This window comes from Cupriavidus sp. 10L43_2, assembly GCF_056395265.1.
This window is the reverse complement of sequence record NZ_JBFTJE010000006.1, coordinates 317,890-341,375: the sequence shown is the minus strand read 5'-3', so window position 1 is coordinate 341,375 and position 23,486 is coordinate 317,890. Positions and strand designations below refer to the sequence as shown.

At 66.2% G+C, this 23,486-nt stretch carries 23 protein-coding genes and 1 tRNA gene; 18 read left to right on the top strand and 6 right to left on the bottom strand.

Going from position 1 to position 23,486, the window contains the following annotated elements:
* The 12 genes from AC1DEL_RS12075 to AC1DEL_RS12020 all read left to right on the top strand — a co-directional run.
* Window positions 1-2,268, top strand: a 2,268-nt coding sequence (locus AC1DEL_RS12075) for a motility hub landmark protein FimV (protein ID WP_477125783.1), incomplete at its 5' end; no start/stop codon positions are given.
* 132 nt (window positions 2,269-2,400) lie between these two features.
* On the top strand, window positions 2,401-3,222 hold the full coding sequence (truA, locus tag AC1DEL_RS12070) for a tRNA pseudouridine(38-40) synthase TruA (protein ID WP_477106492.1): 822 nt from the start codon (window positions 2,401-2,403) through the stop codon (window positions 3,220-3,222).
* The gene (locus AC1DEL_RS12065) at window positions 3,209-3,955 is read left to right on the top strand and encodes a phosphoribosylanthranilate isomerase (RefSeq protein ID WP_092290126.1); all 747 of its coding nucleotides are present in this window, start codon (window positions 3,209-3,211) and stop codon (window positions 3,953-3,955) included. The genes truA and AC1DEL_RS12065 overlap by 14 nt, the downstream gene beginning before the upstream one ends.
* Before the next feature lie 102 nt (window positions 3,956-4,057).
* Window positions 4,058-5,251 (top strand): tryptophan synthase subunit beta, encoded by a 1,194-nt coding sequence (trpB, locus tag AC1DEL_RS12060; RefSeq protein ID WP_092290124.1) that lies wholly within the window; start codon window positions 4,058-4,060, stop codon window positions 5,249-5,251.
* Window positions 5,251-6,135, top strand: coding sequence for a DNA-methyltransferase (locus AC1DEL_RS12055; RefSeq protein WP_092290121.1), 885 nt, complete (start codon window positions 5,251-5,253; stop codon window positions 6,133-6,135). Before trpB ends, AC1DEL_RS12055 begins: the two co-directional genes overlap by 1 nt.
* An 8-nt stretch (window positions 6,136-6,143) precedes the next feature.
* On the top strand, window positions 6,144-6,941 hold the full coding sequence (trpA, locus tag AC1DEL_RS12050; RefSeq protein ID WP_441644002.1) for a tryptophan synthase subunit alpha: 798 nt from the start codon (window positions 6,144-6,146) through the stop codon (window positions 6,939-6,941).
* A 193-nt stretch (window positions 6,942-7,134) separates the two neighbouring features.
* On the top strand, window positions 7,135-8,007 hold the full coding sequence (gene accD, locus AC1DEL_RS12045; protein ID WP_092290111.1) for an acetyl-CoA carboxylase, carboxyltransferase subunit beta: 873 nt from the start codon (window positions 7,135-7,137) through the stop codon (window positions 8,005-8,007).
* A gap of 84 nt (window positions 8,008-8,091) precedes the next feature.
* Window positions 8,092-9,402: a bifunctional tetrahydrofolate synthase/dihydrofolate synthase gene (gene folC, locus AC1DEL_RS12040; protein WP_092290109.1), complete on the top strand. Its 1,311-nt coding sequence runs from the start codon at window positions 8,092-8,094 to the stop codon at window positions 9,400-9,402.
* Window positions 9,403-9,452: 50 nt separating this feature from the next.
* Window positions 9,453-10,175, top strand: coding sequence for an SPOR domain-containing protein (locus AC1DEL_RS12035; protein ID WP_477125782.1), 723 nt, complete (start codon window positions 9,453-9,455; stop codon window positions 10,173-10,175).
* A gap of 47 nt (window positions 10,176-10,222) precedes the next feature.
* On the top strand, window positions 10,223-10,720 hold the full coding sequence (locus AC1DEL_RS12030) for a CvpA family protein (protein WP_092290105.1): 498 nt from the start codon (window positions 10,223-10,225) through the stop codon (window positions 10,718-10,720).
* Window positions 10,721-10,805: 85 nt separating this feature from the next.
* Complete coding sequence (purF, locus tag AC1DEL_RS12025; RefSeq protein ID WP_092290103.1) at window positions 10,806-12,335, top strand: amidophosphoribosyltransferase; 1,530 nt, start codon at window positions 10,806-10,808, stop codon at window positions 12,333-12,335.
* A gap of 24 nt (window positions 12,336-12,359) precedes the next feature.
* Window positions 12,360-13,568, top strand: coding sequence for an O-succinylhomoserine sulfhydrylase (locus tag AC1DEL_RS12020; protein ID WP_092290101.1), 1,209 nt, complete (start codon window positions 12,360-12,362; stop codon window positions 13,566-13,568).
* A gap of 48 nt (window positions 13,569-13,616) precedes the next feature.
* On the opposite strand, the gene AC1DEL_RS12015 is transcribed toward AC1DEL_RS12020, so the two are convergent.
* Together AC1DEL_RS12015 and nodI are read right to left on the bottom strand one after the other, a co-directional pair.
* A complete protein-coding gene (locus tag AC1DEL_RS12015; RefSeq protein ID WP_477104891.1) occupies window positions 13,617-14,471 on the bottom strand; it encodes an ABC transporter permease in 855 nt (284 codons plus the stop codon).
* 1 nt (window position 14,472) lies between these two features.
* Complete coding sequence (nodI, locus tag AC1DEL_RS12010) at window positions 14,473-15,396, bottom strand: nodulation factor ABC transporter ATP-binding protein NodI (protein ID WP_092290097.1); 924 nt, start codon at window positions 15,394-15,396, stop codon at window positions 14,473-14,475.
* A 97-nt stretch (window positions 15,397-15,493) separates the two neighbouring features.
* Here nodI and AC1DEL_RS12005 point away from each other — a divergent pair, with 97 nt between their 5' ends.
* Window positions 15,494-16,024: a PaaI family thioesterase gene (locus AC1DEL_RS12005; protein WP_092290095.1), complete on the top strand. Its 531-nt coding sequence runs from the start codon at window positions 15,494-15,496 to the stop codon at window positions 16,022-16,024.
* Between the two features lie 41 nt (window positions 16,025-16,065).
* On the top strand, window positions 16,066-16,683 hold the full coding sequence (locus tag AC1DEL_RS12000) for a LysE family translocator (RefSeq protein ID WP_477125781.1): 618 nt from the start codon (window positions 16,066-16,068) through the stop codon (window positions 16,681-16,683).
* A gap of 63 nt (window positions 16,684-16,746) precedes the next feature.
* Here the strand turns inward: AC1DEL_RS12000 and rpsU are convergent, their stop codons facing one another.
* Window positions 16,747-16,959 (bottom strand): 30S ribosomal protein S21, encoded by a 213-nt coding sequence (gene rpsU / locus AC1DEL_RS11995; RefSeq protein WP_029044331.1) that lies wholly within the window; start codon window positions 16,957-16,959, stop codon window positions 16,747-16,749.
* A gap of 486 nt (window positions 16,960-17,445) precedes the next feature.
* On the opposite strand from rpsU, the gene AC1DEL_RS11990 reads away from it, so the two are divergent.
* The gene (locus AC1DEL_RS11990; RefSeq protein ID WP_477125780.1) at window positions 17,446-18,369 is read left to right on the top strand and encodes an esterase/lipase family protein; all 924 of its coding nucleotides are present in this window, start codon (window positions 17,446-17,448) and stop codon (window positions 18,367-18,369) included.
* A 5-nt stretch (window positions 18,370-18,374) separates the two neighbouring features.
* Complete coding sequence (locus tag AC1DEL_RS11985) at window positions 18,375-19,373, top strand: lipase secretion chaperone (RefSeq protein WP_441590537.1); 999 nt, start codon at window positions 18,375-18,377, stop codon at window positions 19,371-19,373.
* 76 nt (window positions 19,374-19,449) lie between these two features.
* Here the strand turns inward: AC1DEL_RS11985 and AC1DEL_RS11980 are convergent.
* From AC1DEL_RS11980 to fdxA, 3 genes are all read right to left on the bottom strand, one after another.
* Window positions 19,450-19,525: transfer RNA gene (locus AC1DEL_RS11980), tRNA-Asn, on the bottom strand.
* 243 nt (window positions 19,526-19,768) lie between these two features.
* Window positions 19,769-20,872, bottom strand: a complete 1,104-nt coding sequence (locus tag AC1DEL_RS11975) for an NAD(P)/FAD-dependent oxidoreductase (RefSeq protein WP_092290087.1) — start codon at window positions 20,870-20,872, stop codon at window positions 19,769-19,771.
* A gap of 86 nt (window positions 20,873-20,958) precedes the next feature.
* A complete protein-coding gene (fdxA, locus tag AC1DEL_RS11970) occupies window positions 20,959-21,282 on the bottom strand; it encodes a ferredoxin FdxA (protein ID WP_092290086.1) in 324 nt (107 codons plus the stop codon).
* A gap of 378 nt (window positions 21,283-21,660) precedes the next feature.
* Between fdxA and AC1DEL_RS11965 the strand changes: the two genes are divergently transcribed.
* Both AC1DEL_RS11965 and pncB read left to right on the top strand, forming a co-directional pair.
* Complete coding sequence (locus AC1DEL_RS11965) at window positions 21,661-22,182, top strand: hypothetical protein (RefSeq protein ID WP_441590536.1); 522 nt, start codon at window positions 21,661-21,663, stop codon at window positions 22,180-22,182.
* Window positions 22,183-22,266: 84 nt separating this feature from the next.
* Window positions 22,267-23,445 carry a nicotinate phosphoribosyltransferase gene (pncB, locus tag AC1DEL_RS11960; protein ID WP_092290079.1) on the top strand — a complete coding sequence of 393 codons (1,179 nt, stop codon included), beginning with the start codon at window positions 22,267-22,269 and terminating at the stop codon, window positions 23,443-23,445.
* The last annotated feature ends 41 nt before the right edge of the window (window positions 23,446-23,486 follow it).

Below are 23,486 nucleotides of genomic sequence, written 5' to 3'. Positions count from 1 at the left end.
TCGTCGGAGGCCGCTCGCCCGGCTCCGGCCCCGCGCCAGCCGCGCCGCGCCGCCGCCCCGGCGGCCCCCGCATCGACCGACGGCGCTGTCGCCGGCGAGCCATACACGATCCAGCGCGGCGACACGCTGTCCAGCATTGCCGGCGATGCCGCGCAGGGCCAAGACGTGTCGCTCGAGCAGATGCTGCTCGCGCTGTATCGGAATAATCCGAATGCATTCATCGGCGGCAACATCAACCGGATCAAGTCCGGCGCGGTGTTGAAGGTGCCGAGCGCCCAGCAGGCGCAGTCCGTGAGCCCGCGCGAAGCTCGCCGCGAGGTCGTGGCGCGCACGCAGGGCTTCGACAGCTACCGCAGCCGTCTGGCCGCCGCCGCTGCCGCGAAGTCCGTGGAAGCGGGCTCGGGGCGTGAGCAGTCCGGCAACGTGACGGCGCGCGTGCAGGACACCACGGTGCCCGCCGCCGGTCCGCGCGACGAACTGAAGCTGAGCAAGGCAGACCGCGCCGCGCAGGCCAAGGCGCAAGCCCAGGCCGAAGCCGAAGTGGCCTCGCAGCGCAAGCTGAAGGACGCCGAGTCGAAGCTGGCCCAGCTCGAGAAGAACGTCACGGACATGCAGCGCCTGATGGAGCTGAAGAATGCCGAGATCGCCAAGCTGAACCAGGCCAAGGCGGCTCCGGCCCAGGCTGCTGCGCCGGCCACGCCGGCGGCTAGCACCGCGCCGACCGTGGTGCCCGCCGAGCCGGCCAAGCCCGCTGACACGGCGACTGCCGCGACGAGCACGGCCACGCCGACGCCGGCTCCGGCCGCCACGGCAGCTGCACCGGCCTCCGCAGCCGATGCCGCCGCGCCGGCCGCAGCCGCTGTGGCTGCAACGGCCGCCGCTTCGGCGCCGCAGGCAGACGCCGCCGCACCCGCCCCGGCCGCCGCCGCTTCCGCCCCTGTGGCCGTGAAGAAGCCCGCGCCGCGCGTGCAGCCCGCACCGGTACCGGAGCCCTCGTTCCTGGACGAACTGCTGGGCAACCCGATGCTGCTGCCGGGCGCCGGCCTGCTGGTCGCGCTGCTGGGCGGCTATGCCGTCTATCGTCGCCGCCAGAAGCAGAAGACCGCTGACAACGGCGGCTTCGGCGACAGCATCCTGTCGCAGGAAAGCACGGTGATGGCCGGTGGTCATTCGCTGTTCGGCACCGCCGGCGGCCAGAGCGTGGATACCTCGCAGCACAGCGTGTTCGGCGCCGATTTCCGGATCGGCAACAACTCGCCGGAAGCTACCGAGGTGGACCCGATCGCCGAGGCGGAGGTGTATATCGCCTACGGGCGCGACGTGCAGGCCGAAGAAATCCTGCGCGAAGCGCTGCAACAGAGCCCGGAGCGTCAGGCCATTCGCCTGAAGCTGCTGGAGATTTACAACACTCGCCAGGATGTGGAAGGTTTCCGAGTGATTGCAGAAGAAATGTTCGCCCAGACGGGCGGGCAAGGCGCGGACTGGCTGCAGGCCGCCGAAATGGGTCGCAAGCTGGACCCGAGCAATGCCTTGTATTTGTCGGTAGCGCCGGACGCCACGGCCGAAGTGGATACCACCACGCCGGTCGCGGACCAATGGCGCACGCAGGACCCCGCGCACAACCTCGAGCAGCCGCCGCGCGAGCCCGCCATGGCGGATCTGGCGCTGCCGCTCGACGCCTTCCCGGCGCCCGCGCCGGGGGAGCCCATCGTGGCACCGGAGTCGGCCTCGCTGGTATTCGGTAACGAATTCCAAGCGGAACCGGTGGCACGTCTGGATGACGTACTCGACGAAAGCCACGACACCGGCCTCGACATGCCGGCTGACCTGGAAAGCCGCCACCTGGCCGAGGTGCCGGCGCTCGATACCCCGACGCGTTCGCGTCCGCTGGAGTTCGACATGTCGGGCATCTCGCTCGACCTGAACCCCGGCAGCGCCGGCAAGTCGGCGGGCAACGACCCGCTGGCCGACTCGGTGCCGCTCCCGGCGCCGACGATGCTGCAGAACGGCCGTCTGGCCGAGCCGATCGACCTGAGCCGCGTGACGTCCGAGGGCGGTGGTGACACCACCCACGGCGTGTCCGCCAGCACCCTGTCCGCCAACGGCATGGACGGCGGCCGCGACATGCAGATCAAGCTCGACCTGGCGCGTGCCTACATCGAGATCGGCGACAAGGAAGGGGCCCGCGAACTACTCCAGGAAGTGGTGGATCAGTCGCAAGACCCGCTCCAGGCCGAAGCGCGCACGCTGCTGCGCGAGGTGGCCTGACCGGTAGCGGTCACGCGTCGGAAAACGGCCTGCAAAGGCCGGTATGATGGAGGGCTTGCACGGCGCCACGCCGTTGCGGCCCGAAGCGATGCGCCGGAAGCGTCCCTTCCGGCGCATTTTCTTTTGGGATCCATGAATCGCATCGCCATCGGGCTTCAGTACGACGGGTCGGCCTTCTCGGGCTGGCAGGCGCAACCGCACCGCAATACCGTGCAGGACCATCTGGAAGACGCCATCGAGCGTTTTGCCGGGACTCGCCTGCTGACCACGGTGGCGGGGCGTACCGATGCCGGCGTGCATGCGCTCGGGCAGGTGATTCATCTCGATACCGAACTCTCGCGCGACAAGTTTTCCTGGGTGCGCGGCATCAATGCCTTCCTGCCGCCGTCGGTCGCCCTGCAATGGGCCGAGCCGGTGGACGAGGGCTTCCACGCGCGCTTCCTGGCGTTCGAGCGCAAGTATTACTACGCGCTCTACACCGGCCCGCACCGCGTGCCAATGCTGCATGGCCGCGCCGGCTACCTGATGCTCCCGCCGGGCCAGCAGCTCGACGTGGATGCCATGCGCGCCGCCGCGAGCTGCCTGCTGGGCGAGCACGATTTCTCGGCCTTCCGCGCCGCCGAATGCCAGGCCAAGTCGCCCATCAAGACGATGTACGACGTGACCCTGAAGGCCGACGGCAACTGGGTCTTCCTGCGCTTCCGCGCCAGCGCCTTCCTGCACCACATGGTGCGCAACCTGATGGGTTCCCTCGTAGCGGTAGGGCGGGGCCGCTATCCGGTGAGCTGGATGGCCGAAGTGCTGGCCGGCCGCGACCGCCGCCTGGCTGCGCCCACCTTCATGCCCGATGGCCTCTACCTGGCCGGCGTGAAGTATCCTGAGCCGTACCGGCTGCCCGCCGCGGACCCGTCCGCGAGCTTCTTCCACGGAGTCTTTACCGATGACGGCGCCTGATTTCAGCCAGATGCCCGGCCGCACCCGCGTCAAGATCTGCGGCCTGACCCGCGAGGACGACGTACGCGCCGCCGTGGATGCCGGCGCCGACGCCATCGGCCTGGTCTGCTACGCCGGCAGCCCGCGCTATGTGGACGTGGCGCGCGCGGCGGCACTGGCCGAGCGAGTCGCGCCGTTCGTCTCGGTGGTTGGCCTGTTCGTCAATGCCGATGCCGAGGAAGTGGCCCACGTGGCGGAGCGAGTGCCGTTGACGCTACTTCAGTTCCACGGTGACGAGACCCCCGAACAGTGCGCGGAGATCGCCCGGCGCTGCCGGCTGCCTTTCATGCGTGCGGCCCGTGTTCGTCCGGGGCTCGATTTGGTAGAATTCGCCGATCAATACCGTGACGCCGCCGGCCTGTTGCTCGATGCCTTCGTGGAAGGCTATGGCGGTGGCGGCCACGTCTTCGACTGGACCCTGATTCCCGGCCAATGGCTTCCGACCGATCCGGCGCTGGTTTCCACCTCGCAGCCGGCACCCTCCGTGCCCCCCAAGGGCAGCCCGAACGCAAACGGCGCTCCTCGCATCGTTTTGAGTGGTGGGTTGAACGCGCAAAACGTCGCTGGCGCGATTGAGCGCGTACGCCCCTACGCCGTGGATGTGAGCAGCGGCGTGGAGGCGTCGAAGGGCGTGAAGGACCACGCCCGCATTGCCGCGTTCGTGCGTGCCGTGCGCATGGCGGAAGCAGGGTGACCCGGGGCCTCCCGGACCCGTTCCCGCCGCCTGCCGGCCGCATCCCCGAATTTCAGCGCCCCTGCCCGAACCGGGCCGGTGCGCCATCCTGAGAGCCTGGACATGTACGACTTGCCCGATTCCCGTGGCCATTTCGGCCCCTATGGCGGCACCTTCGTTTCCGAAACGCTGGTTCACGCGCTGGACGAGCTGCGCGAAGCCTATGCGCAATCCCAGAACGATCCCGCGTTCGACGCCGAATACCGGCGCGAGCTGAAGCACTTCGTCGGCCGCCCGTCGCCGATCTACCATGCGCAGCGCTGGAGCGAGACGCTCGGCGGGGCCCAGATCTTCCTCAAGCGCGAAGACCTGAACCACACCGGCGCGCACAAGATCAACAATGTGATTGGTCAGGCGATTCTGGCCCGCAAGATGGGCAAGAAGCGCGTGATTGCCGAAACCGGCGCCGGCATGCACGGCGTGGCCACGGCGACGATCGCCGCGCGCTTCGGCATGGAATGCGTGGTCTACATGGGGGCCGAGGACGTGCAGCGTCAGGCCGCCAACGTCTACCGCATGAAGCTGCTCGGTGCCACCGTCGTGCCCGTGGAGTCCGGCTCGCGCACGCTCAAGGACGCGCTCAATGAAGCGATGCGCGACTGGGTGACCAACGTGGAATCCACGTTCTACATCATCGGTACCGTGGCGGGCCCGCACCCGTACCCGATGATGGTGCGTGACTTCCAGTGCGTGATCGGCGAGGAAGCCAAGGTGCAGATGCCCGAGCTGGCCGGCCGCCAGCCAGACGCGGTCATCGCGTGCGTGGGAGGTGGCTCCAATGCGATGGGCATCTTCTATCCGTATATCGACTATCCCGATGTGCAGCTGATCGGCGTGGAAGCCGCCGGCGACGGCCTGGAGACGGGCCGCCACGCGGCGTCGCTGACCGGCGGCTCGCCGGGCGTGCTGCACGGCAACCGCACCTACCTGCTGCAGGACGCCAACGGCCAGATCATCGAGACCCATTCGGTCTCGGCCGGCCTGGACTACCCGGGCGTGGGTCCCGAGCACGCGTGGCTCAAGGACATCGGCCGCGCGCAGTACGTGCCGATTACCGACGACGAGGCGCTCAAGGCCTTCCATGACTGCTGCCGCATCGAGGGCATCATCCCGGCGCTGGAGTCGAGCCATGCCATCGCCTACGCCTGCAAGCTGGCGCCGACGCTGCCGAAGGACAAGCTACTGCTGGTGAACCTCTCCGGACGGGGCGACAAGGACATGCACACCGTGGCCGAACGTGCGGGGCTGAAGCTCTGATGCAAGTGCTGCCTCCCGAATCCGACCTGCTGGACTCCTCCGCGTTGCGGCTCTATCAGGAAGACGTGCTGGAAGGGATCTCCAAGATCCCCGACGGCTCCATCGATCTCGTCGTGGCTGACCCGCCCTATGGGCTGGGCAAGGACTACGGCAACGATTCCGACCGCCTCTCGGGCCAGGCCTACCTGGAATGGTCCGAGCGGTGGATGGACGCCATCGTGCCGAAAATCGCGCCGCGCGGCTCGCTCTACCTGTTCTGCACGTGGCAGTACTCGCCCGAGCTGTTCGTGATGCTCAAGCAACGGTTGACCATGATCAACGAGATCATCTGGGACCGCCGCGTGCCGAGCATGGGAGGCACCACGCGCAAGTATTCGTCGGTGCATGACAACATCGGCTTCTTCGCCCGCCAGCGCGACTACTACTTCGACCTCGACCCGGTACGGATTCCGTACGACGCCGAGACCAAGAAGGCGCGCAGCCGGCCGCGCTTCGAGGGCAAGAAGTGGCTCGAGGTGGGATACAACCCGAAGGACCTGTGGAGCGTGTCCCGCATCCATCGCCAGGACCCCGAGCGCGCCGACCATCCGACCCAGAAGCCGCTCGAGATCGTGGAGCGGATGGTGCTGGCGAGCTGCCCGCCGGGCGGGCTCGTGCTCGATCCGTTCACGGGCAGCGGCACCACCGCCGTGGCCTGCGTACGCCATGGCCGGCGCTTCGTCGGCTATGAGATGAATCCTGAGTACGCGCAACTGGTGCGCCAGCGGGTGGAGGCGGCGATCCCGCTGGTCACGCCCGCCGTGCCGGATCCGGTTCAACCCGCAGTACCCGCCGCCAATGACGATGCCGCGGAAGCCGATGCCGCCGTCCAACGCCTTATCTAATTCCTGACATGTCCCGCATCCAGAAGACTTTCGCGGCCTTGGCCGCGCAGCAGAAGAAGGGCCTGATTCCGTTCATCACCGCCGGCGATCCGGCGCCCGGCCTGACCGTGGACCTGATGCACGCGTTGGTGGCCGGTGGCGCCGATGTGATCGAACTCGGCGTGCCGTTCTCGGACCCGATGGCCGACGGCCCGGTGATCCAGCGCGCATCCGAGCGGGCGCTCGCGCAGGGCGTGACGCTGACGCAGGTGCTCGCCTGGGTTGCAGAATTCCGAAAAACCGACGCCAGCACGCCCGTCGTGCTGATGGGCTACGCCAACCCGATCGAGCGGATGGGCGACGAGGCCTTCGCCAAGGCCGCCCGCGCGGCTGGCGTGGACGGCGTGCTCGTGGTCGACTATCCGCCCGAGGAGTGCGAGGCGTTTGCCGCCCTGATGCGCGCCAATGAGATGGATCCCATCTTCCTGCTCGCCCCGACCTCCACCGATGCGCGCATCGAGGCGGTGGCGAAGGTCGCCAGCGGCTATCTTTATTACGTGTCGCTGAAGGGCGTGACCGGCTCGGCCACGATCGACCTGGAAAGCGTGGCGAGCCGCCTGCCACTGATCAAGCGCCACGCCAACCTGCCGGTGGGCGTGGGCTTCGGCATCCGCGATGCCCAGACCGCGCGCGCCATCGGCAGCGTGGCGGACGCCGTGGTGATCGGCAGCCGTCTGGTGCAACTGCTGGAAGACGCCCCGCGCGACCAGGCAGTGACCGCGCTGCGCGACTTCATCGCCGAAATCCGCCGGGCCCTGGACGCCTGAGCCACGGCAAAACGTGACGCCATGCCGACATCGACATGGCTTGATTGTGATCGATGTATCACAATCGATGCGATTTGCTTCGGCCAGACCGGCCCGGCATGGTAAATTCGCGGCCTGATTCCCTGCCGTCTCACCGTCAGCGCCTGCGCATGCAGGCTGGCGCGCGGGCGGCGGCTATCCGTAAGGAGCTTTCATGAGCTGGTTGGATAAACTCCTGCCTCCCAAGATTCAACAGACCGACCCCTCCACCCGCAAGGGCATTCCGGAAGGGCTGTGGGTCAAGTGCCCGGCGTGCGAGTCCACGCTGTACCGGACCGACGTCGAGGCCAATCTGCACGTCTGCCCGAAGTGCGACCACCATATGCGCATCCGCTCGCGCGAGCGGCTGGACGCGCTGCTGGACGCCGAAGGCCGCTATGAAATCGGCCAGGAAATCGTGCCGGTGGACGCGCTGAAGTTCAAGGACACCAAGAAGTACCCGGACCGCATCAAGGCCGCCATGGAAGAGACTGGCGAGACCGATGCGATGGTCGTCATCGGCGGTGCCATCCACACCATTCCGGTGGTGGTGAGCTGCTTCGAGTTCGAGTTCATGGGCGGTTCGATGGGCTCCGTGGTGGGCGAGCGCTTCGCGCGCGGCGCGCAGGCGGCGCTCGAGCAGAAGGTGCCGTTTATCTGCATTACCGCCACGGGCGGCGCGCGCATGCAGGAAAGCCTGCTGTCGCTGATGCAGATGGCCAAGACCACGGCCATGCTGAACCAGCTGGCCAACGCCAAGCTGCCGTTCATCAGCGTGCTGACGGACCCGACCATGGGCGGCGTCTCGGCCAGCTTCGCCTTCCTGGGCGACGTGGTGATTGCCGAACCCAAGGCGCTGATCGGCTTTGCCGGCCCGCGCGTGATCGAGCAGACCGTGCGCGAGAAGCTGCCGGAAGGCTTCCAGCGTGCCGAGTTCCTGCTGCAGAAGGGCGCGATCGACATGATCGTCGACCGTCGCAAGCTGCGCGCCGAGCTGGCGCAACTGCTGGCGCTGCTGCAGAAGCAACCGGCGGACGCGGTAGCCTGACGCGATTCGTGTGAATGCAGGACAATGGCGCGRGTGCCCCCACCCGCGCCATTTTGTTTTTCCAGTTTTGAATCTGGTTTTCCCATGCCCATCTTCCACAATCTCCCCGACTGGCTGACCCATCTGGAAAGCGCCCACCCCGTGGGCATCGACATGGGCCTGACCCGCATCACGCGCGTCAAGGAAGCGCTGGGCCTGCGCATCGACGCGGTGGTCTTCACCGTGGGCGGCACCAACGGCAAGGGTTCGACGTGCGCGATGCTCGAGTGCATCCTGCTCGAGGCCGGCTACAAGGTCGGCATGCATACCTCGCCGCACCTGATCACGTTCAACGAGCGCGCGCGCATCAACGGGGAGATGGCCACGGACGCGCAGCTGCTGCCGCACTTCGAAGCCGTCGAGCGCGCCCGCACGAGCTTTGCCGATCCGGTCAGCCTGACCTATTTCGAATTCACCACGCTGGCCATCATCCACGCCTTCGCGGCGGCCGGGCTCGACGCCATCATCCTCGAAGTGGGCCTCGGCGGACGGCTGGACGCGGTGAATGTGATCGATACGGACTGCGCGGTCATCACCAGCGTGGACATCGACCATACCCAGTACCTCGGCGACACGCGCGAGAAAATCGGCTTCGAGAAGGCGGGCATCTTCCGCCCGAACGTGCCGGCGATCTGCGGCGACCCGATGCCGCCGAAATCGCTGATCGACCATGCGGAAGCCATCGGCGCGGAATTGTGGCTCGTGGGCCGCGATTTCCACCATCAGGCGGCCAAGGGGCAGGAACGGCAGCAATGGGACTGGATTGGTCCGGACCGCAAGCTGAACGGCCTGGGCTACCCGGCGCTGCGCGGCGCCAACCAACTGCTGAACGCCTCGGCGGCGCTCGCGGCGCTGCAGGCCATGCGTCCGCGCCTGCCGGTGAGCGCGCAGGAGGTGCGTAACGGGCTCGCCTTCGTCGAATTGCCGGGCCGGTTCCAGGTGATGCCGGGCCGTCCGGCGGTGATTCTCGATGTGGCGCACAATCCACATGCAGCCGCCACGCTGGGTCAGAACCTCGAGAACATGGGCTTCTTTCGCTACACCTACGCGGTGTTCGGGGCGATGGCAGACAAGGACATTGCCGGCGTACTAAGCCACGTGGCGGACAAGGTGGACCACTGGTGCTTCTGCGACCTGCCTACCGACCGCGCCGCCAGCGCGGCGGACCTGCGCGAGCAGCTTGAGGCAGGCGGCTTCCGCGAGGGCCCGGACAATACGGCCGCGTGCTTCTCCAGTCCGGAATTGGCGTATCGCGATGCCATCGAGAGAGCGACCGAGAATGATAGAATCCTGGTCTTCGGGTCGTTCTATACGGTGGCCGGCGTGCTCGCGTATCGCGCCACGCAGGCGAATTGATCGCCGCCGGAATGACATCGCACCGAATCACTCTCTAGGCATCGGCATCCATGGGCCTGCTTTCGCTGTTCTCGTCCCGCAAGGGCTCTGATCCGGCACCGGAGCGCGGTCGTCGTACGCGCGCGGATGTGGGCGCTGGCGTCGGCGCGTCGCGCCGGTTGAACGAGGAATACGCCGACGACACCCTCGACCCCGACTTCCCGCAGAAGCAACGCGCGCGGCGCCGCCTGATTGGCGCCGTGGTACTGCTTGTGGCGGCGGTCATCGTGCTGCCTATCGTCTTCGAACACAAGCCCCGTCCGGTATCGGAGGACGTGGCGGTCAAGGTAGCCAACGGGCAGGGCGCTACGCAGAAACCGAAGGTGGAGGCGCGCAAGGCCGATCCGCTGCCACCCACGCCGTCCGCCACGCGCAATGACGCCGCGCTGGACGCCGGCGAGGAACTCGTCAGCGCGCCAGCCGCGGCCAAGCCAGAAGCCAGGCCCGATACCAAGGTCGCCGAGACCAAGCCCGCCGACAAGCCGGCTGACAAGGCCACCGGCAGCGGCAAGTTCATGATCCTGATTGGCGCGTTCTCGTCCGAAGAGCGTGCGAAGAACTGGCTGGCCAAGCTCAAGGCGAGCAAGGTGCCGGCCTATGTGGAGAAAAAGACGCTTGCCGACGGCGAGCGGATCCTGCTGCGCGCCGGCCCGTTCACCGATCGTGACGCCGCCGATGCGGCCGACAAGAAGGTCAAGGCCGTGGGCCTGACCTCCAAGGTGGTGGAACTGTAAATCGCCCCCATCTGACGGGTCATCTGCCAGGAACAAGCGCCAGACGCATGGCTTTTACTTTTTTCGATTACGGCGTTGCCTTCATCCTCGTGGCCTCGGGCCTGATCGGCATCCTGCGCGGGCTGGTCCGCGAGGTGCTGGCCCTGGTGGGCTGGGTGGTGGCCTTCCTGCTGGCCTACCACTTCGGCGCGATGGCAGCCCAGTGGATGCCGGAAACGCTGCCCGGCGGGCAGCTCACGCGCAGTGCACTGGGCTTCCTCGCAGTGTTTCTGGGTACCTGGATCGTGTCGGCACTGGCCGGCGCCATCCTCGGCCAGTTGCTGGAAACCACGGGCCTGAAGCCCGCGGATCGCGGCCTGGGGCTGGTATTCGGCCTCGCGCGCGGCGTGCTGATCGTGATGCTGGTCGTGGTGCTGGCCGGGCTCACCAAGCTGCCGGAAGAACAATTCTGGCGCGACGCGGTGTCGCGCCCCTATGTGATGCAGGCCATGGACGAGTTGCGGCAATGGCTGCCGCCGGACCTGGCCAAGTATGTAAAGACCTGAAGTCAACGCGGGTCCCGACGCCTCCTACCGGATTGCAGCCGGGACCGCGCCCCTGAATCAAAGTTGCCTTTCCTGGGAGTGCGGCATGTGCGGTATCGTCGGCGTGGTTTCCACCAGCCCTGTCAACCAATTGATCTATGACAGCCTGCTGCTGTTGCAACACCGCGGACAGGATGCAGCTGGCATCGCCACGGCCAACGGCAGCACCTTCCACATGCACAAGGCCAACGGCCTCGTGCGCGATGTGTTCCGCACCCGCAACATGCGCGGCCTGCCGGGCACGTCCGGCATCGGCCAGGTGCGCTACCCGACGGCCGGCTCCGCCTCGAGCGAGGAAGAAGCCCAGCCGTTCTACGTGAGCGCGCCGTACGGCATCATCCTGGCCCACAACGGCAACCTGACCAACTCGGAACAGCTGCGCGAGGAGATGTTCCGCCGCGACCGTCGCCACATCAACACGCATTCGGACACCGAAGTGCTGCTGAACGTGCTGGCCGACGAACTCCAGCGCGGCAGCGACGGCCTGTCCCTGGACCCCGAGGCGATCTTCAAGGCCGTCTCCGGCATGCATCGCCGCGTGAAGGGTGCCTATGCGATTACCGCCCAGATCGCCGGCTACGGCCTGCTGGCTGTGCGCGACCCGTTCGGCATCCGCCCGCTCTGCATCGGCAGCGTCGACACCCCGACGGGCAAGGAATACCTGATCGCGTCGGAATCCGTGGCGCTGGAAGGCATGGGTTATCGCATGGAGCGCGACGTGGCGCCCGGTGAGGCCATCTTCATCGACATGGACGGCAAGTTCTACAGCAAGCAGTGCGCCGAGAACCCGGTGCTGACGCCCTGTATCTTCGAGTACGTGTACCTGGCCCGCCCGGATTCGTGCATCGATGGCGTGCCCGTCTACGACGCGCGCCTGCGCATGGGTGACTACCTGGCCGAGAAGATCCGCCGCGAAGTGTCCTCCGGCGACATCGACGTGGTCATGCCGATTCCCGACTCGAGCCGCCCGGCCGCCATGCAGGTGGCCAACTCGCTCGGCGTGGATTACCGCGAGGGCTTCTTCAAGAACCGCTACGTGGGCCGCACCTTCATCATGCCGGGCCAGGCCGTGCGCAAGAAGTCGGTACGCCAGAAGCTCAACGCCATGGGCGTGGAGTTCAAGGGCAAGAACGTGCTGATCGTCGACGATTCCATCGTGCGCGGCACCACCTCGCTCGAAATCGTCCAGATGGCCCGCGACGCCGGCGCCAACAAGGTGATCTTCGCCTCGGCCGCGCCGCCGGTGAAGTACCCGAACGTGTACGGCATCGACATGCCCACGCGCAGCGAACTGGTGGCCCACGGCCGCACCGACGAGGAAGTGGCGCAGATGATCGGCGCCGACAAGCTCGTGTACCAGGACGTGGAAGCGATGAAGCAGGCCGTGCGCGACATCAATCCGGCGCTGCGCGACTTCGACGCCTCGTGCTTCGATGGCCGCTACATCACCGGCGATATCGACGAGGAATACCTGGTGCGCCTGGAGACGGCGCGCAGCCAGGCTGACCGCGACGGCACCAATGCCGACACGGAGCGCTCGCAACTGCATCTGCAGCGCTCGGGCAACCACGATTAATCCGATCAGAAGACAGCCAGCAGCATGAGCGAACCGTTCCAACCAGAGTCCCTCGGCATCGATACCCTCGGCGTGCGCGCCGGCACGCTGCGCAGCAGCGAGTTCATGGAGCACTCCGAGGCGATGTACCTGACCTCGAGCTTCTGCTTCCACAGCGCCGCAGAGGCGGCCGAGCGGTTTGCCAACTCGGAAGAGGGCTACACGTACTCGCGCTTCACCAACCCCACGGTGTCGATGTTCCAGTCGCGGCTGGCGGCGCTGGAGGGCGGCGAGGCGTGCATGGCCACGGCATCGGGCATGAGCGCGATCCTCTCCGTGGCGCTGGCGTCGCTGCAATCGGGTGACCATCTGGTCAGCTCGCGGTCGATCTTCGGCTCGACCATGACGCTGTTCAACACGATCCTGGCCAAGTTCGGCGTGGAGACGACCTACGTGGACACGGGCGACCTGTCCGCGTGGCGCGCCGCCGTGCGCCCGAATACGAAGCTGTTCTTCCTGGAAACGCCGTCGAATCCGCTGACCGAGGTCTCGGACATCGCGGCGATTGCCGACATCGCCCACAATGCGGGCGCGCTGTTCGTGGTAGACAACTGCTTCTGCTCGCCGGCGCTGCAGCAGCCGATCAAGTTCGGCGCGGACGTGGTGGTGCACTCGGCCACCAAGCACATCGACGGCCAGGGGCGGGTGCTGGGCGGCGCGGTGGTCGGCAAGCACGACTACATCATGGGCAAGCTCTTCCCGTTCGTGCGCACGGCCGGCCCGACGCTGTCCGCGTTCAATGCGTGGGTGATGCTCAAGGGCATGGAGACGCTGGCCATCCGCATGGAGCGGCATTCGCAGAGCGCGTTGGCGGTGGCCGAGTTCCTGGAGTCGCACCCGGCCGTGGCCAAGGTGTACCACCCGGCGCTGAAGTCCCACCCGCAGTACGACATCGCCATGCGCCAGCAGAGCGGCGGCGGGGCGATCGTCTCGTTCGAGCTGAAGGGCGCCACGCCCGAGCAGCAGCGCGCCAATGCCTGGCGCGTGATCGACAGCACGAAGGTGTGCTCGATCACGGGCAACCTCGGCGACACGCGCACGACCATCACGCATCCGTACACCACCACGCACGGCCGCGTGGCGCCGGAAGCGAAGGCGGCGGCGGGCATCACCGAAGGGCTGATCCGCCTGTCCGTGGGACTGGAATCGGTGGTCGACCTGAAGGCCGACCTGCTGCGCGGGCTCGGCCAGTAAGTCGTATCGTTTTAACCCCTCTCCCGGTGCCGGGAGAGGGCGTACCCCTCAGCGCAGCATCCTGCGCCGCAGCAGCACCAGCGCCACCAGCAGCGCGGCCACGGCGTACACCGCCAGCACGGCCAGGTGCAATCCCCCATGTTCCACCGCACGACCCAGCATCAGGGGGCGAATCAGCGCCACCGCGTGGGCCAGTGGCAAGACCTGCGTCGCGGCCTGGGCGCCGGCCGGCAATTGCTCCAACGGGAAGAACACGCCCGAGAGCAGCAGCATCGGCGTCATCACCAGCGTCTGGTAGAACATGAAGAAGTCGTAGCTCGGCGCCAGTGCCGTGACGATCATCGCCAGACTCGCGAAGGCGATGCCCGCCAGCACGATCACCGGCAGCGCCGCCAGCGCGCCCGGGAACTGCGCGTAGCCGAGCGCGCCCGCCACCAGCATGATCGCCACGCCGGACAGCACGGCCTTGCTCGCCGCCCAGAGGATCTCGCCCAGTACCACGTCGCCCAACGTCAGCGGGGCATGCATGATGGCCTCCCACGTGCGCTGCACGTGCATGCGGGAGAACGCGGAATACATCGACTCGAAGCTCGCCGACATCATCACGCTTGACGCCGTGGTGCCCGCCGCCAGGAAGGCGATATACGACACCCCGTGCACCTCCCCGACCAGCAGGCCCAGCCCCAGGCCGAGGCCGAACAGGTAGATCATCGGGTCGGCCAGGTTGCCGATCATCGACGGAATGGCGAGCTTCTTCCACACCATGTAGTTGCGATACCAGACCATCATCCAGTTGCGCGCATTGCGTGGCAGCAGCGGTTGGGGATAGTGCTGGCGGGGTGGCGGCGCGGGGCGTGGCACGGTGGCCGCCACGTCGGGCGTGCGGGGGTCCTGTTCGCTCATTTCAGTCTCTCATGTCGCGGCCGGTCAGCTTGAGGAACACGTCCTCAAGGTTGGCCGGCCGGTGCAGGTAGCGCACGCTGCCATTCCCGTGCAGCGCGGCCAGCAGTGGGCCCGGTTCGCGCACGTAGCAGAACAGCGTCTCGCCCCGCATCTCCGTCCGTTCGGCTAGCGGCGTCACGCGTTGGCGCAGCGGCTCCAGTTCGTCGCCGTAGACCTCCACCACATCGCAGCCGATTTCCCGGTCGATCAGTTCGTGGGGCTTGCCTTCGGCAATCTTGCGGCCACCGTCGATCACGCAAAGGTGATTGCAAAGGCGCTCGGCCTCTTCCATGAAGTGCGTGGTCAGCAGGATGGTCTTGCCCGCCGCGATCAGCGACTTCAATCGCTCCCAGATCAGGTGGCGCGCCTGCGGGTCCAGGCCGGTGGTGGGCTCATCCATGACCAGCAGGTCCGGATCGTTGATCAGTGCCCGCGCCACGGTCAGGCGGCGGCGCATGCCGCCGGAGAGGTCGCGTACCTGCGCGTCGGCCCGGTTCTCCAGCCGCGCGAACTCCAGCAGCATCGGCACGCGCCGTGCAATCTCGGCGGATGACAGGCCGAAATAGCGCCCGAAGATGCGCAGGTTCTCGATCACGGAAAAATCCGGGTCGAGGTTGTCGAACTGCGGCACCACGCCCACGCGCATGCGCGCCTGTGGCGCCCGCTGCGGAATCGGCTCCCCGCACAGCATGAGCGTGCCGGAGGCCGGCGTGGTGAGGCCCAGCAGCATGCGCAGCGTGGTGGTCTTGCCGGCGCCATTGGGGCCGAGCAGGCCGAAACACTGGCCGCGCTGGACTTCGAGGTCGAGGTTGTCGACGACGACCGTGTCGCCATACAGCTTGCGCACGTTGCGCATCTGCAGGATGGGAGGGGTAGCAGCAGTCAAGGCGAAGGCCCGGTGAATGCGATCCCGCCATTATGCCGGTTTGCGGGTATCGTTCCGGAGTGCGGGGCCAATCCTCCGCGATGACAGGGGAGACAAGATGAGTGTGGAAGAAGTGCTGGCCCAGTGGCAGGCCGACGAGGAGCGTGTTCGGGCACAACTGGCACCGGTGGGGCTGATTACGCGCGACCAGCTGCGCGCGCGCTCCGGGGCGGAGTTTTTCGACGATATCCTGTCTGGCAAGCTGCCGGGCATCCCCATCGGCAATCTGGTCGGCTTTGTGCCGGTGGCGTTCGAGGCGGGCCGCGTGGTGTTCCAGGGCACGCCGGGGCCGGAGCACTACAATCCGCTCGGCACCGTGCATGGCGGCTACGCGGCCACGCTGCTCGATTCCTGCGTGGGATGTGCCGTACACAGCATGTTGCCGGCCGGGAAGGGCTATACGACGCTGGAACTCAAGGTGAACTACGTGCGCCCGCTGACCAGTAGCACCGGCCCTGTGCGCGCGGAGGGCAACGTCGTGAGCCTGACCAACCAGATCGGCATTGCCGAAGGGCGGCTCACGGACGCGCAGGGCAAGCTCTACGCCTACGCCACCACCACGTGCCTGGTATTTCCGCTGCCGGTCTGAGCGGGGCGCGACCCAGATCCAACAACAACAAGGAGAACATCATGACGTTTGAACACTGGCTGGCGTTCGCGCTGACGAGCCTGGTGCTGCTGGTTATTCCGGGGCCGACGATCTTGCTTGTGATTGGCGATGCACTCGCCCACCGAGGCCGCAGCGCGTTTGCCACGGTGGCCGGGGTAGCGGCGGGGGATCTGACGGCTTTCACGCTGTCGATGGCCGGACTGGGCGCGGTGCTGGCGGCTTCGGCCACGCTGTTCACGGCGCTGAAGTGGGCCGGGGCGGCCTATCTGGTCTATCTGGGTGTGCAGGCGTTGCGCTCGGCCAGCCGTGCCAGCGCGCTCGACGTGCCGGCGCAGGCAGGCAGCGCGGGGCAGCGTTTCGCCAAGGCGTGGCTGGTGACGGCGCTGAACCCGAAGAGCATCGTGTTCTTCGTGGCATTCGTGCCGCAGTTCCTGGACGCGCATCAGGCGTTCTGGCCGCAGGCTGGGGTGCTGATCCCGACCTTCGTGGTGCTGGCCAGCGCCAACGCCATGATCTACGCCCTGCTCGCACGCTCGCTGGCCACCCGACTGACCACGCGCCGTGCGCAGGCCAATGTGCAACGTGCCGGCGGCATCACCCTGATCGGGGCCGGCGCGCTGATCGCCACGCGCACTTGATGGGGTGAATTGGGACGAAAAAAAACCGCCAGCATGCTGGCGGTTTTTTATGCAATGCGCGAATCAGTAGAGCTTCTTCGGCAGCATTTGCATGCGCAGACGCTTACGCAGACGCGACTCGGCAGCCTTCTTCTTGCGCTTGCGCTCGGTCGTCGGCTTTTCGTAGGCGGTACGGCTCTTCAGTTCCACGATCAGGCCAGTCTGCAGAATGGCGCGACGGAAACGACGCATTGCAACTTCAACGGGTTCACCCGGCTTCAGAACGATCTTAGTCAACTCAGTCCTTTGAGGGAATGCCGCGGGGCGGCGGGTTCATACGAGGGGGAAACGTCGTCGCTGTGGGGCTCCGGAGCCTTCTGCGACGGTGGTATTGCACGCTGCGGCGAATGCCGAGGTGCGCCCCCGTCGAACCTGCAAGCTTGGACCGGGGTCCGGACTGCCAGTGTCAGGGGTGAAGGGCCAAATTTTCCTACGTAGTAAAAAACTTGGCGAGATACCTGTTTCCTTGGATATTGCGCAAATGATACGCCGGTAAGCTTTTACAGGTATACGAGCCCGGAGTCAAGATCAAGGCGCGCACGGGCCGCATATCCGCGAAAAATTCGTGGAAAAGTGCCCGATAGGACGTGCGAAGGTGGGATGGATGGCGCCGATGGAGGGGCCCCGGCCACCTCCAGTCCACCCGCCGCGAGGGGGCAGGCGAAGGCTGCCGCTGTGCTTTCATGGATTCTCGCTAACCACAACAAGACGAGGAGAAGGGCCATGATTCGCAAGTTGCTGCGTCAGAGCGCATGCGCGCTGGGCATACTCGGGTGCCTGTTCACGGTGTCCAGCCCGGCACATGCCGGCTACACCACGACCAAGTATCCGATTGTCCTGATCCACGGCTGGGGCGGCTGGGACAGCCTCGCCGGCTTCTACAGCTACTTCTACGGCATTCCGCTGGCGCTGGAGGCCGATGGCGCCGACGTGTATGTCTTGCAGGTGTCGGCGGTCAACAGCACCGAGACGCGCGGCGAGCAGGCGCTCGAGCAGATCCAGCAGATCCTGGCCGCGACGGGCGCCGAGAAGGTCAACCTGATCGGCCACAGCCATGGCGGGCCGACCTCCCGCTATGTGGCCGGCGTGCGCCCCGATCTGGTGGCGTCGGTCACGGCGGTCGGCGCGCCGAACTGGGGGGTGCCGTTCGCCGACGCCGCCAATGGCCTCGGCAATTTCAGCCAGTCCGTGGTGAACAGCGTCACGACGGCTGTCGGCACCTTGATCGACCTGCTGTCGGGTGGCGGCCAGCCACAGAGTTCGGCAGCGGCGCTGGCCTCCCTGTCGACGCCCGGCATGAGCGCGCTCAACGCCCAGTTCCCGGGTGGGCTTCCCAGCACATACTGCGGCACCGGCGCGCCCGTCGCCAACGGGGTGCGCTACTACTCGTGGGGTGGGGACCGCGTGGTGACCAACGGCGCGGATGCCAGCGACGCCGCACTGATCGCCCTCAACGCGGCGAACACCGAGACGAGTGACGGCGCGATCCCGACCTGCAGCATGCACCTCGGCCAGTTCATCAAGGCCTATCACCTCAACCACCTCGACGAGATCAACCAGTTGTCAGGGCTGAGCAAYGTGTTCGAGACCAATCCGATCACCATCTATCGCCAGCACGCCAACCGGCTGCAGCAAGCAGGGCTGTAATCGGTATGGGCATCCGTACGCGCGCTATGACTGGGGCCGTCGTTGCGGTGGTGGCCGTGGTGGCGATCCGGTCGCTGCCAGGCGACCCGGCATCGCCGCCCGCCACACCCGTTGCGACGACGGATGCCGCCGTGCCCCCAGCGATGGGGCAGGTGGCATCGGACGATGACGCGACGGCTGCTTCCTTGCCGATTCCGTCCCACCTGCGGGGCGTGGCAGTCGACGGTGGGGTCGACCTCGATCGCAACGGCAGTCTGATCTTCAATCGCAAGCTCAAGAACCTGTTTCACCACATGATCGGCATGGCCGAGGGGGATCCCGCGCGGCTGTCTGGCGTGCGGGAGAGCCTCCGGACGTGGCTGCTGGAGCAGGCCACGCCAGCAACCGCGCGAGACGAAGTCATGGCGGCGTTCGATCGCTATATGACCTATCTCGAGGCGGCGTCCCACGTGCAACTACCGTCGCAATCGCCCGGCGATCTTGAACGCGTCTATCAGACCCTCGCCTTGTTGCGCCGTCAGCATCTGGGTCAAGTGATGGCCGAGGGCTTCTTCGCCGAGCAGGAATCGCTGGATCGCTATACCGTCGAGCAGCGCCGGGTCCTGGCGGATGACACGCTGAGCCCGGATGAGCGCAAGCAGCGCCTCGATGCGCTGGCGCAGCAGTTACCCGAGTCGCTGTCCCGGCCTTTGGCACAAACGCGCAAGATTTCGCAGCTGGCGCAGGACACCGAGTCACTGCGCGCAAGCGGTGCCAGCCAGGAGGCGATCGACCGCCTGCGAACCGAGCGCTTCGGCCCCGAGGCCGCCGAGCGATTCCGCGCGCTCGACCAGCAGCAGGCCCACTGGAAGCAACGTCTGGTGAGCTATCAGGCAGAGCGGGATGCGATACGCGCGGACAGCAGTCTCGCGCCGGAGGCCCAGGCGCGCGCGATCGATGAACTCGTCGCCAGGCGCTTCAGCGGCACCGAGGTCGTGCGGGTCCGGGGTTTGGGAAACTACTGAGAGGGGAGGGTGCTGCGAAGGGCAAGCAGAAAACAAAAAAGCCAGCAGGCGCTAACCTGCTGGCTTCTGTATTTCTTGGCTCCCCGACCTGGGCTCGAACCAGGGACCTACGGATTAACAGTCCGGCGCTCTACCAACTGAGCTATCGGGGAACAGCTGAGAAGGAAATTATAACCAGCCTCTCTTCGTTTCGTCAACAACTTTTCAACGTTTTATTATCCATCGAAAGCTGCTGCAAAAACTCTGGTTCGCCTCGAAACCGGCCTGCAGCGGGCGTTTCCGCCGATTGCTGCGTGTCGTGTTCGACAGCGAGGCCGCATTATAGCGAGCTTTTTGATTTGTGCAAACAAAAAAACCGCCCGAGGGCGGTCTTTCTGCATCGGCACTCGACAAGCTTAGTCGAACACCGGCGATTCCACGCCGAGGATCTTGTGCAGCTTCGGCGAAGTCGTCGTGTACTGCATGTGGATCTTCTTCTCGGGGAAGATGTACGGGGCGGCGCCGAACGCGGCCAGCGCGCACTCGTGGAAGCCCGACAGAATCAGCTTCTTCTTGCCCGGGTAAGTGTTGATGTCGCCCACGGCGAAGATGCCCGGGATGTTCGTCTGGAACTTCTCGGTATCCACCTTGATCTGCTTGCGCTCGAGCTCGAGGCCCCACTCGGCGATCGGGCCGAGCTTCGGCGACAGGCCGAAGAACACCAGCAGGTCGTCCAGCGGCAGGCGGCGGGTGACGCCATCGGCACCCGTGACCTTGATTTCGGTCATCAGGCCGTCGCGTTCCTCGTAGCCGCTGATCTGGCCCACCAGGAATTGCATCTCCATCTGTTCGCACAGTTCCTTCATCTTGGCGACCGATGCCGGCGCGGCGCGGAAGCCGTCGCGGCGGTGGATCATCACCACCGATTCAGCCTTGCCAACCAGGTCCAGCGTCCAGTCCAGCGCGGAATCGCCGCCGCCCACGATGACCAGGTTCCGGCCGTGGAAGCGGCTCGGATCCTTCACGCGGTAGAACAACTGCTTGCCGTCGAACTTGTCGATGCCTTCCACCTTCACGGTACGCGGCTGGAACGAACCCACGCCGGCGGCGATGAAGATGGTCTTGGTGATGAAGCGCGTGCCGGTCGAGGTCTCGACGAAGAAACGGCCRTCCTCGCGGCGCTCCACGACGGCGACTTCCTGGCCCAGGTGGAACGTGGGCTCGAACGGCTCGATCTGCTTGAGCAGGTTGTCGGTCAGCTCCTGGCCCGTACAGATGGGCACGGCCGGGATGTCATAGATGGGCTTGTCCGGGTACAGCTCCACGCACTGGCCGCCCACTACCTTGAGCGAGTCGATCACGTGCGCCTTGATTTCGAGCAGACCCAGTTCGAAGACCTGGAACAGGCCAACGGGGCCGGCGCCAACGATCAGCGCGTCGATTTCCAGCGGCTGGCCGCCGGGATTGCCGCCGGCCTGCTGGGTCGCGTCGGCCACGGGATTTGGAATGCTCAAGTCCATATTCGTCCTGATACGTTTGTGGGCACGCTGTGCCCGGTATTGCGGAAAGCGCGTGGGGCGGCTTTCTTGTTGTGGTGTTGCCGGGCTCAGCGCTGCAGGTATTGCAGCTTGTCGGTGGCGTCCTTCCATTCCTCGGCCTCGGCCAGCGGGGCCTTGGTCTTGGTGATGGACGGCCACGAACGGGCCAGTTCGGCGTTCAGATCGATGAAATTCTGCTGATCGCCGGGGACGTCTTCCTCGGCATAGATCGCGTTGACCGGGCACTCGGCCACACACACGGCGCAGTCGATGCATTCGTCAGGGTCGATGGCCAGGAAGTTCGGGCCTTCGCGGAAACAATCGACCGGACACACATCAACGCAGTCGGTGTAGCGGCAACGGATGCAGGATTCGGTGACAACGTGAGTCATTTCGGTTCCAAAAAGCGGATCGGTCTTCGATGGGAAACAGTTCAGGCCACTTGTGATGCCGCCGCGCCCGGCCGCCGGACACGCGCGCACGCGCATGTCAATCGGTGGAAGTCGGGGCGCACGGGGGCCGTGGCCTTTCAAAGACCGATATTGTATCCGAGCCTTCCCGCAAGGATAGCGAGTCTATATAGCCGGGTCAGATAGTTTTCTTATTTCTTTATGTGCTTTTGGGCGCGAACCGGCCAAAAATGGCCCAGAATCGGCCTCGCAACCGCCTGTTGCGCCACGAAAGGCCCGCAACGGACTAGTATTCCCCTGTGTGGCCCGGGGGCTTTCGGGTCATTTTTTCGCCTTCTAGCTCGATTTTCGGGACGCGCCATGCCGATTTCGTACCGCCTGACCTGCCTGCTGATCGCCATTTCGCTGGCGCCGGCCGCCGGCGCGCAGCCGATGGGCGGAGGCGGCGGGAATATGGCCGACAGCGTTGTCTCGCGGCTCGTGGCATGGCGGGCGCGCACCGACCAGCCCGTGGCGCTGGCCGCGCTGACCGCCTTCGACTGGGACAGTTTCAGCGTGGTGCGGGCCCCGGCCGGCGACAGCATGGCCAACTGCAGCCGCGAGGGCCTGGTGCCGTGCGGGCCGGAATTGCATCCGCCGCCGGGCACGCAGGTGCAGGTGCTGCGGTTCGACCGGGCCGGCCAGCAGGTCTATCAGGAGCGGATCATGGTGCCATTGGGCAATTTTGCCGATCCGCTGCCCTCCGCGGTCACCCGCGCGCGGGCCACGCTGGTCACCTGCGCCGATGGCGGCGGCGCGCCGCTCTGGTGCCTGCAGTCGGGCGCGCAGCCGGGGGTGTCGACGGGCACGCAGCCGGGCCTGCGCTGGCTCGATGGCAGCTAGTCCATCCCGGGGCCTTCCCTGGCCATTCGGCCAGTTTCGGTTAGCATGTGGACCTCGTCCCCGGCATGCCGTTTGCGCCACGCTATGATCATCCGCTCCCTGCTAGACACCGACCTGTACAAGTTCACGATGATGCAGGTGGTGCTGCACCGCTTCCCGCAGGCCCAGGTCGAGTACCGGTTCAAATGCCGCAACGCGGGCGTCGACCTGACCCCGTATATCGACGAAATTCGCGCCGAAGTGGCCAGCCTCTGCCAGCTCCGCTTCACCGAGGAAGAGCTCGACTACCTGCGCAGCATGCGCTTCATCAAGAGCGATTTCGTCGATTTCCTGGCCCTGTTCCACCTGAGCGAAAAGCACGTCGCGATCACGGCGTCCGAGAAGGGCGGCGGCGAAATCGACATCACGATCCGCGGCCCGTGGCTGCACACGATCCTGTTCGAGGTGCCGTTGCTGGCCATCGTCAACGAGGTCTATTTCCGCCGTACCCAACCGGAGCCGGATCTGGCCGAGGGTCGTCGGCGCCTGGAGACCAAGCTCGCGCTGCTGAAGGCGGCACCGTACGCCGACTGCGTGATTGCGGACTACGGCACCCGCCGGCGTTTCTCGGGCGGCTGGCAGGAAGAGGTGCTGCTGACCTCGCGCGGCGTCCTTGGCGCGCAGCTCGCCGGTACCAGCAACGTCCACTTCGCGCGGCTGCACAATATGACCCCGCTCGGCACCATGGCCCACGAGTACCTGCAGGCCTGCCAGGCGCTCGGCCCGCGCCTGCGCGACTCGCAGGTCTACGCGCTCGACCACTGGGCGCAGGAGTATCGCGGCGACCTGGGCATCGCCTTGTCCGATACCTATGGATTCGATGCCTTCCTGCGCGATTTCGATCTCTTCTTCTGCAAACTGTTCGATGGCGTGCGGCACGATTCGGGCGATCCGCTCGAGTGGGGCGAGCGCATGCTCGCGCATTACGCCTACCACCGCGTCGATCCGCGCAGCAAGACGCTGATCTTCAGCGATGCGCTCAACATCCCCAAGGTCATCGAGCTGTACGAGCGCTTCCGCGGCCGCTGCAAGCTGGCGTTCGGCGTGGGCACCAACCTGACCAACGACCTCGGCTACACGCCGCTCCAGATCGTCATCAAGATGGTGCGATGCAACGGCCAGCCCGTGGCGAAGCTCTCGGACACGCCCGAGAAGACCATGTGCGACGACCCCGGCTACCTGGCCTACCTGCGCCAGGTGTTCGCGATTCAGCCCCCGGCTTAACAACATTCACGCCCGGCGGCGCCCGCGTGCCGGCGCGGCCT

Bases quoted from the DNA above. Each gene is read 5' to 3' on its own strand.
- truA (WP_477106492.1), top strand. From the start codon at position 2,401: ATGAATCGCATCGCCATCGGGCTTCAGTACGACGGGTCGGCCTTCTCG.
- AC1DEL_RS12065 (WP_092290126.1), top strand. From the start codon at position 3,209: ATGACGGCGCCTGATTTCAGCCAGATGCCCGGCCGCACCCGCGTCAAG.
- trpB (WP_092290124.1), top strand. From the start codon at position 4,058: ATGTACGACTTGCCCGATTCCCGTGGCCATTTCGGCCCCTATGGCGGC.
- AC1DEL_RS12055 (WP_092290121.1), top strand. From the start codon at position 5,251: ATGCAAGTGCTGCCTCCCGAATCCGACCTGCTGGACTCCTCCGCGTTG.
- trpA (WP_441644002.1), top strand. From the start codon at position 6,144: ATGTCCCGCATCCAGAAGACTTTCGCGGCCTTGGCCGCGCAGCAGAAG.
- accD (WP_092290111.1), top strand. From the start codon at position 7,135: ATGAGCTGGTTGGATAAACTCCTGCCTCCCAAGATTCAACAGACCGAC.
- folC (WP_092290109.1), top strand. From the start codon at position 8,092: ATGCCCATCTTCCACAATCTCCCCGACTGGCTGACCCATCTGGAAAGC.
- AC1DEL_RS12035 (WP_477125782.1), top strand. From the start codon at position 9,453: ATGGGCCTGCTTTCGCTGTTCTCGTCCCGCAAGGGCTCTGATCCGGCA.
- AC1DEL_RS12030 (WP_092290105.1), top strand. From the start codon at position 10,223: ATGGCTTTTACTTTTTTCGATTACGGCGTTGCCTTCATCCTCGTGGCC.
- purF (WP_092290103.1), top strand. From the start codon at position 10,806: ATGTGCGGTATCGTCGGCGTGGTTTCCACCAGCCCTGTCAACCAATTG.
- AC1DEL_RS12020 (WP_092290101.1), top strand. From the start codon at position 12,360: ATGAGCGAACCGTTCCAACCAGAGTCCCTCGGCATCGATACCCTCGGC.
- AC1DEL_RS12015 (WP_477104891.1), bottom strand. From the start codon at position 14,471: ATGAGCGAACAGGACCCCCGCACGCCCGACGTGGCGGCCACCGTGCCA.
- AC1DEL_RS12005 (WP_092290095.1), top strand. From the start codon at position 15,494: ATGAGTGTGGAAGAAGTGCTGGCCCAGTGGCAGGCCGACGAGGAGCGT.
- AC1DEL_RS12000 (WP_477125781.1), top strand. From the start codon at position 16,066: ATGACGTTTGAACACTGGCTGGCGTTCGCGCTGACGAGCCTGGTGCTG.
- AC1DEL_RS11985 (WP_441590537.1), top strand. From the start codon at position 18,375: ATGGGCATCCGTACGCGCGCTATGACTGGGGCCGTCGTTGCGGTGGTG.
- fdxA (WP_092290086.1), bottom strand. From the start codon at position 21,282: ATGACTCACGTTGTCACCGAATCCTGCATCCGTTGCCGCTACACCGAC.
- AC1DEL_RS11965 (WP_441590536.1), top strand. From the start codon at position 21,661: ATGCCGATTTCGTACCGCCTGACCTGCCTGCTGATCGCCATTTCGCTG.
- pncB (WP_092290079.1), top strand. From the start codon at position 22,267: ATGATCATCCGCTCCCTGCTAGACACCGACCTGTACAAGTTCACGATG.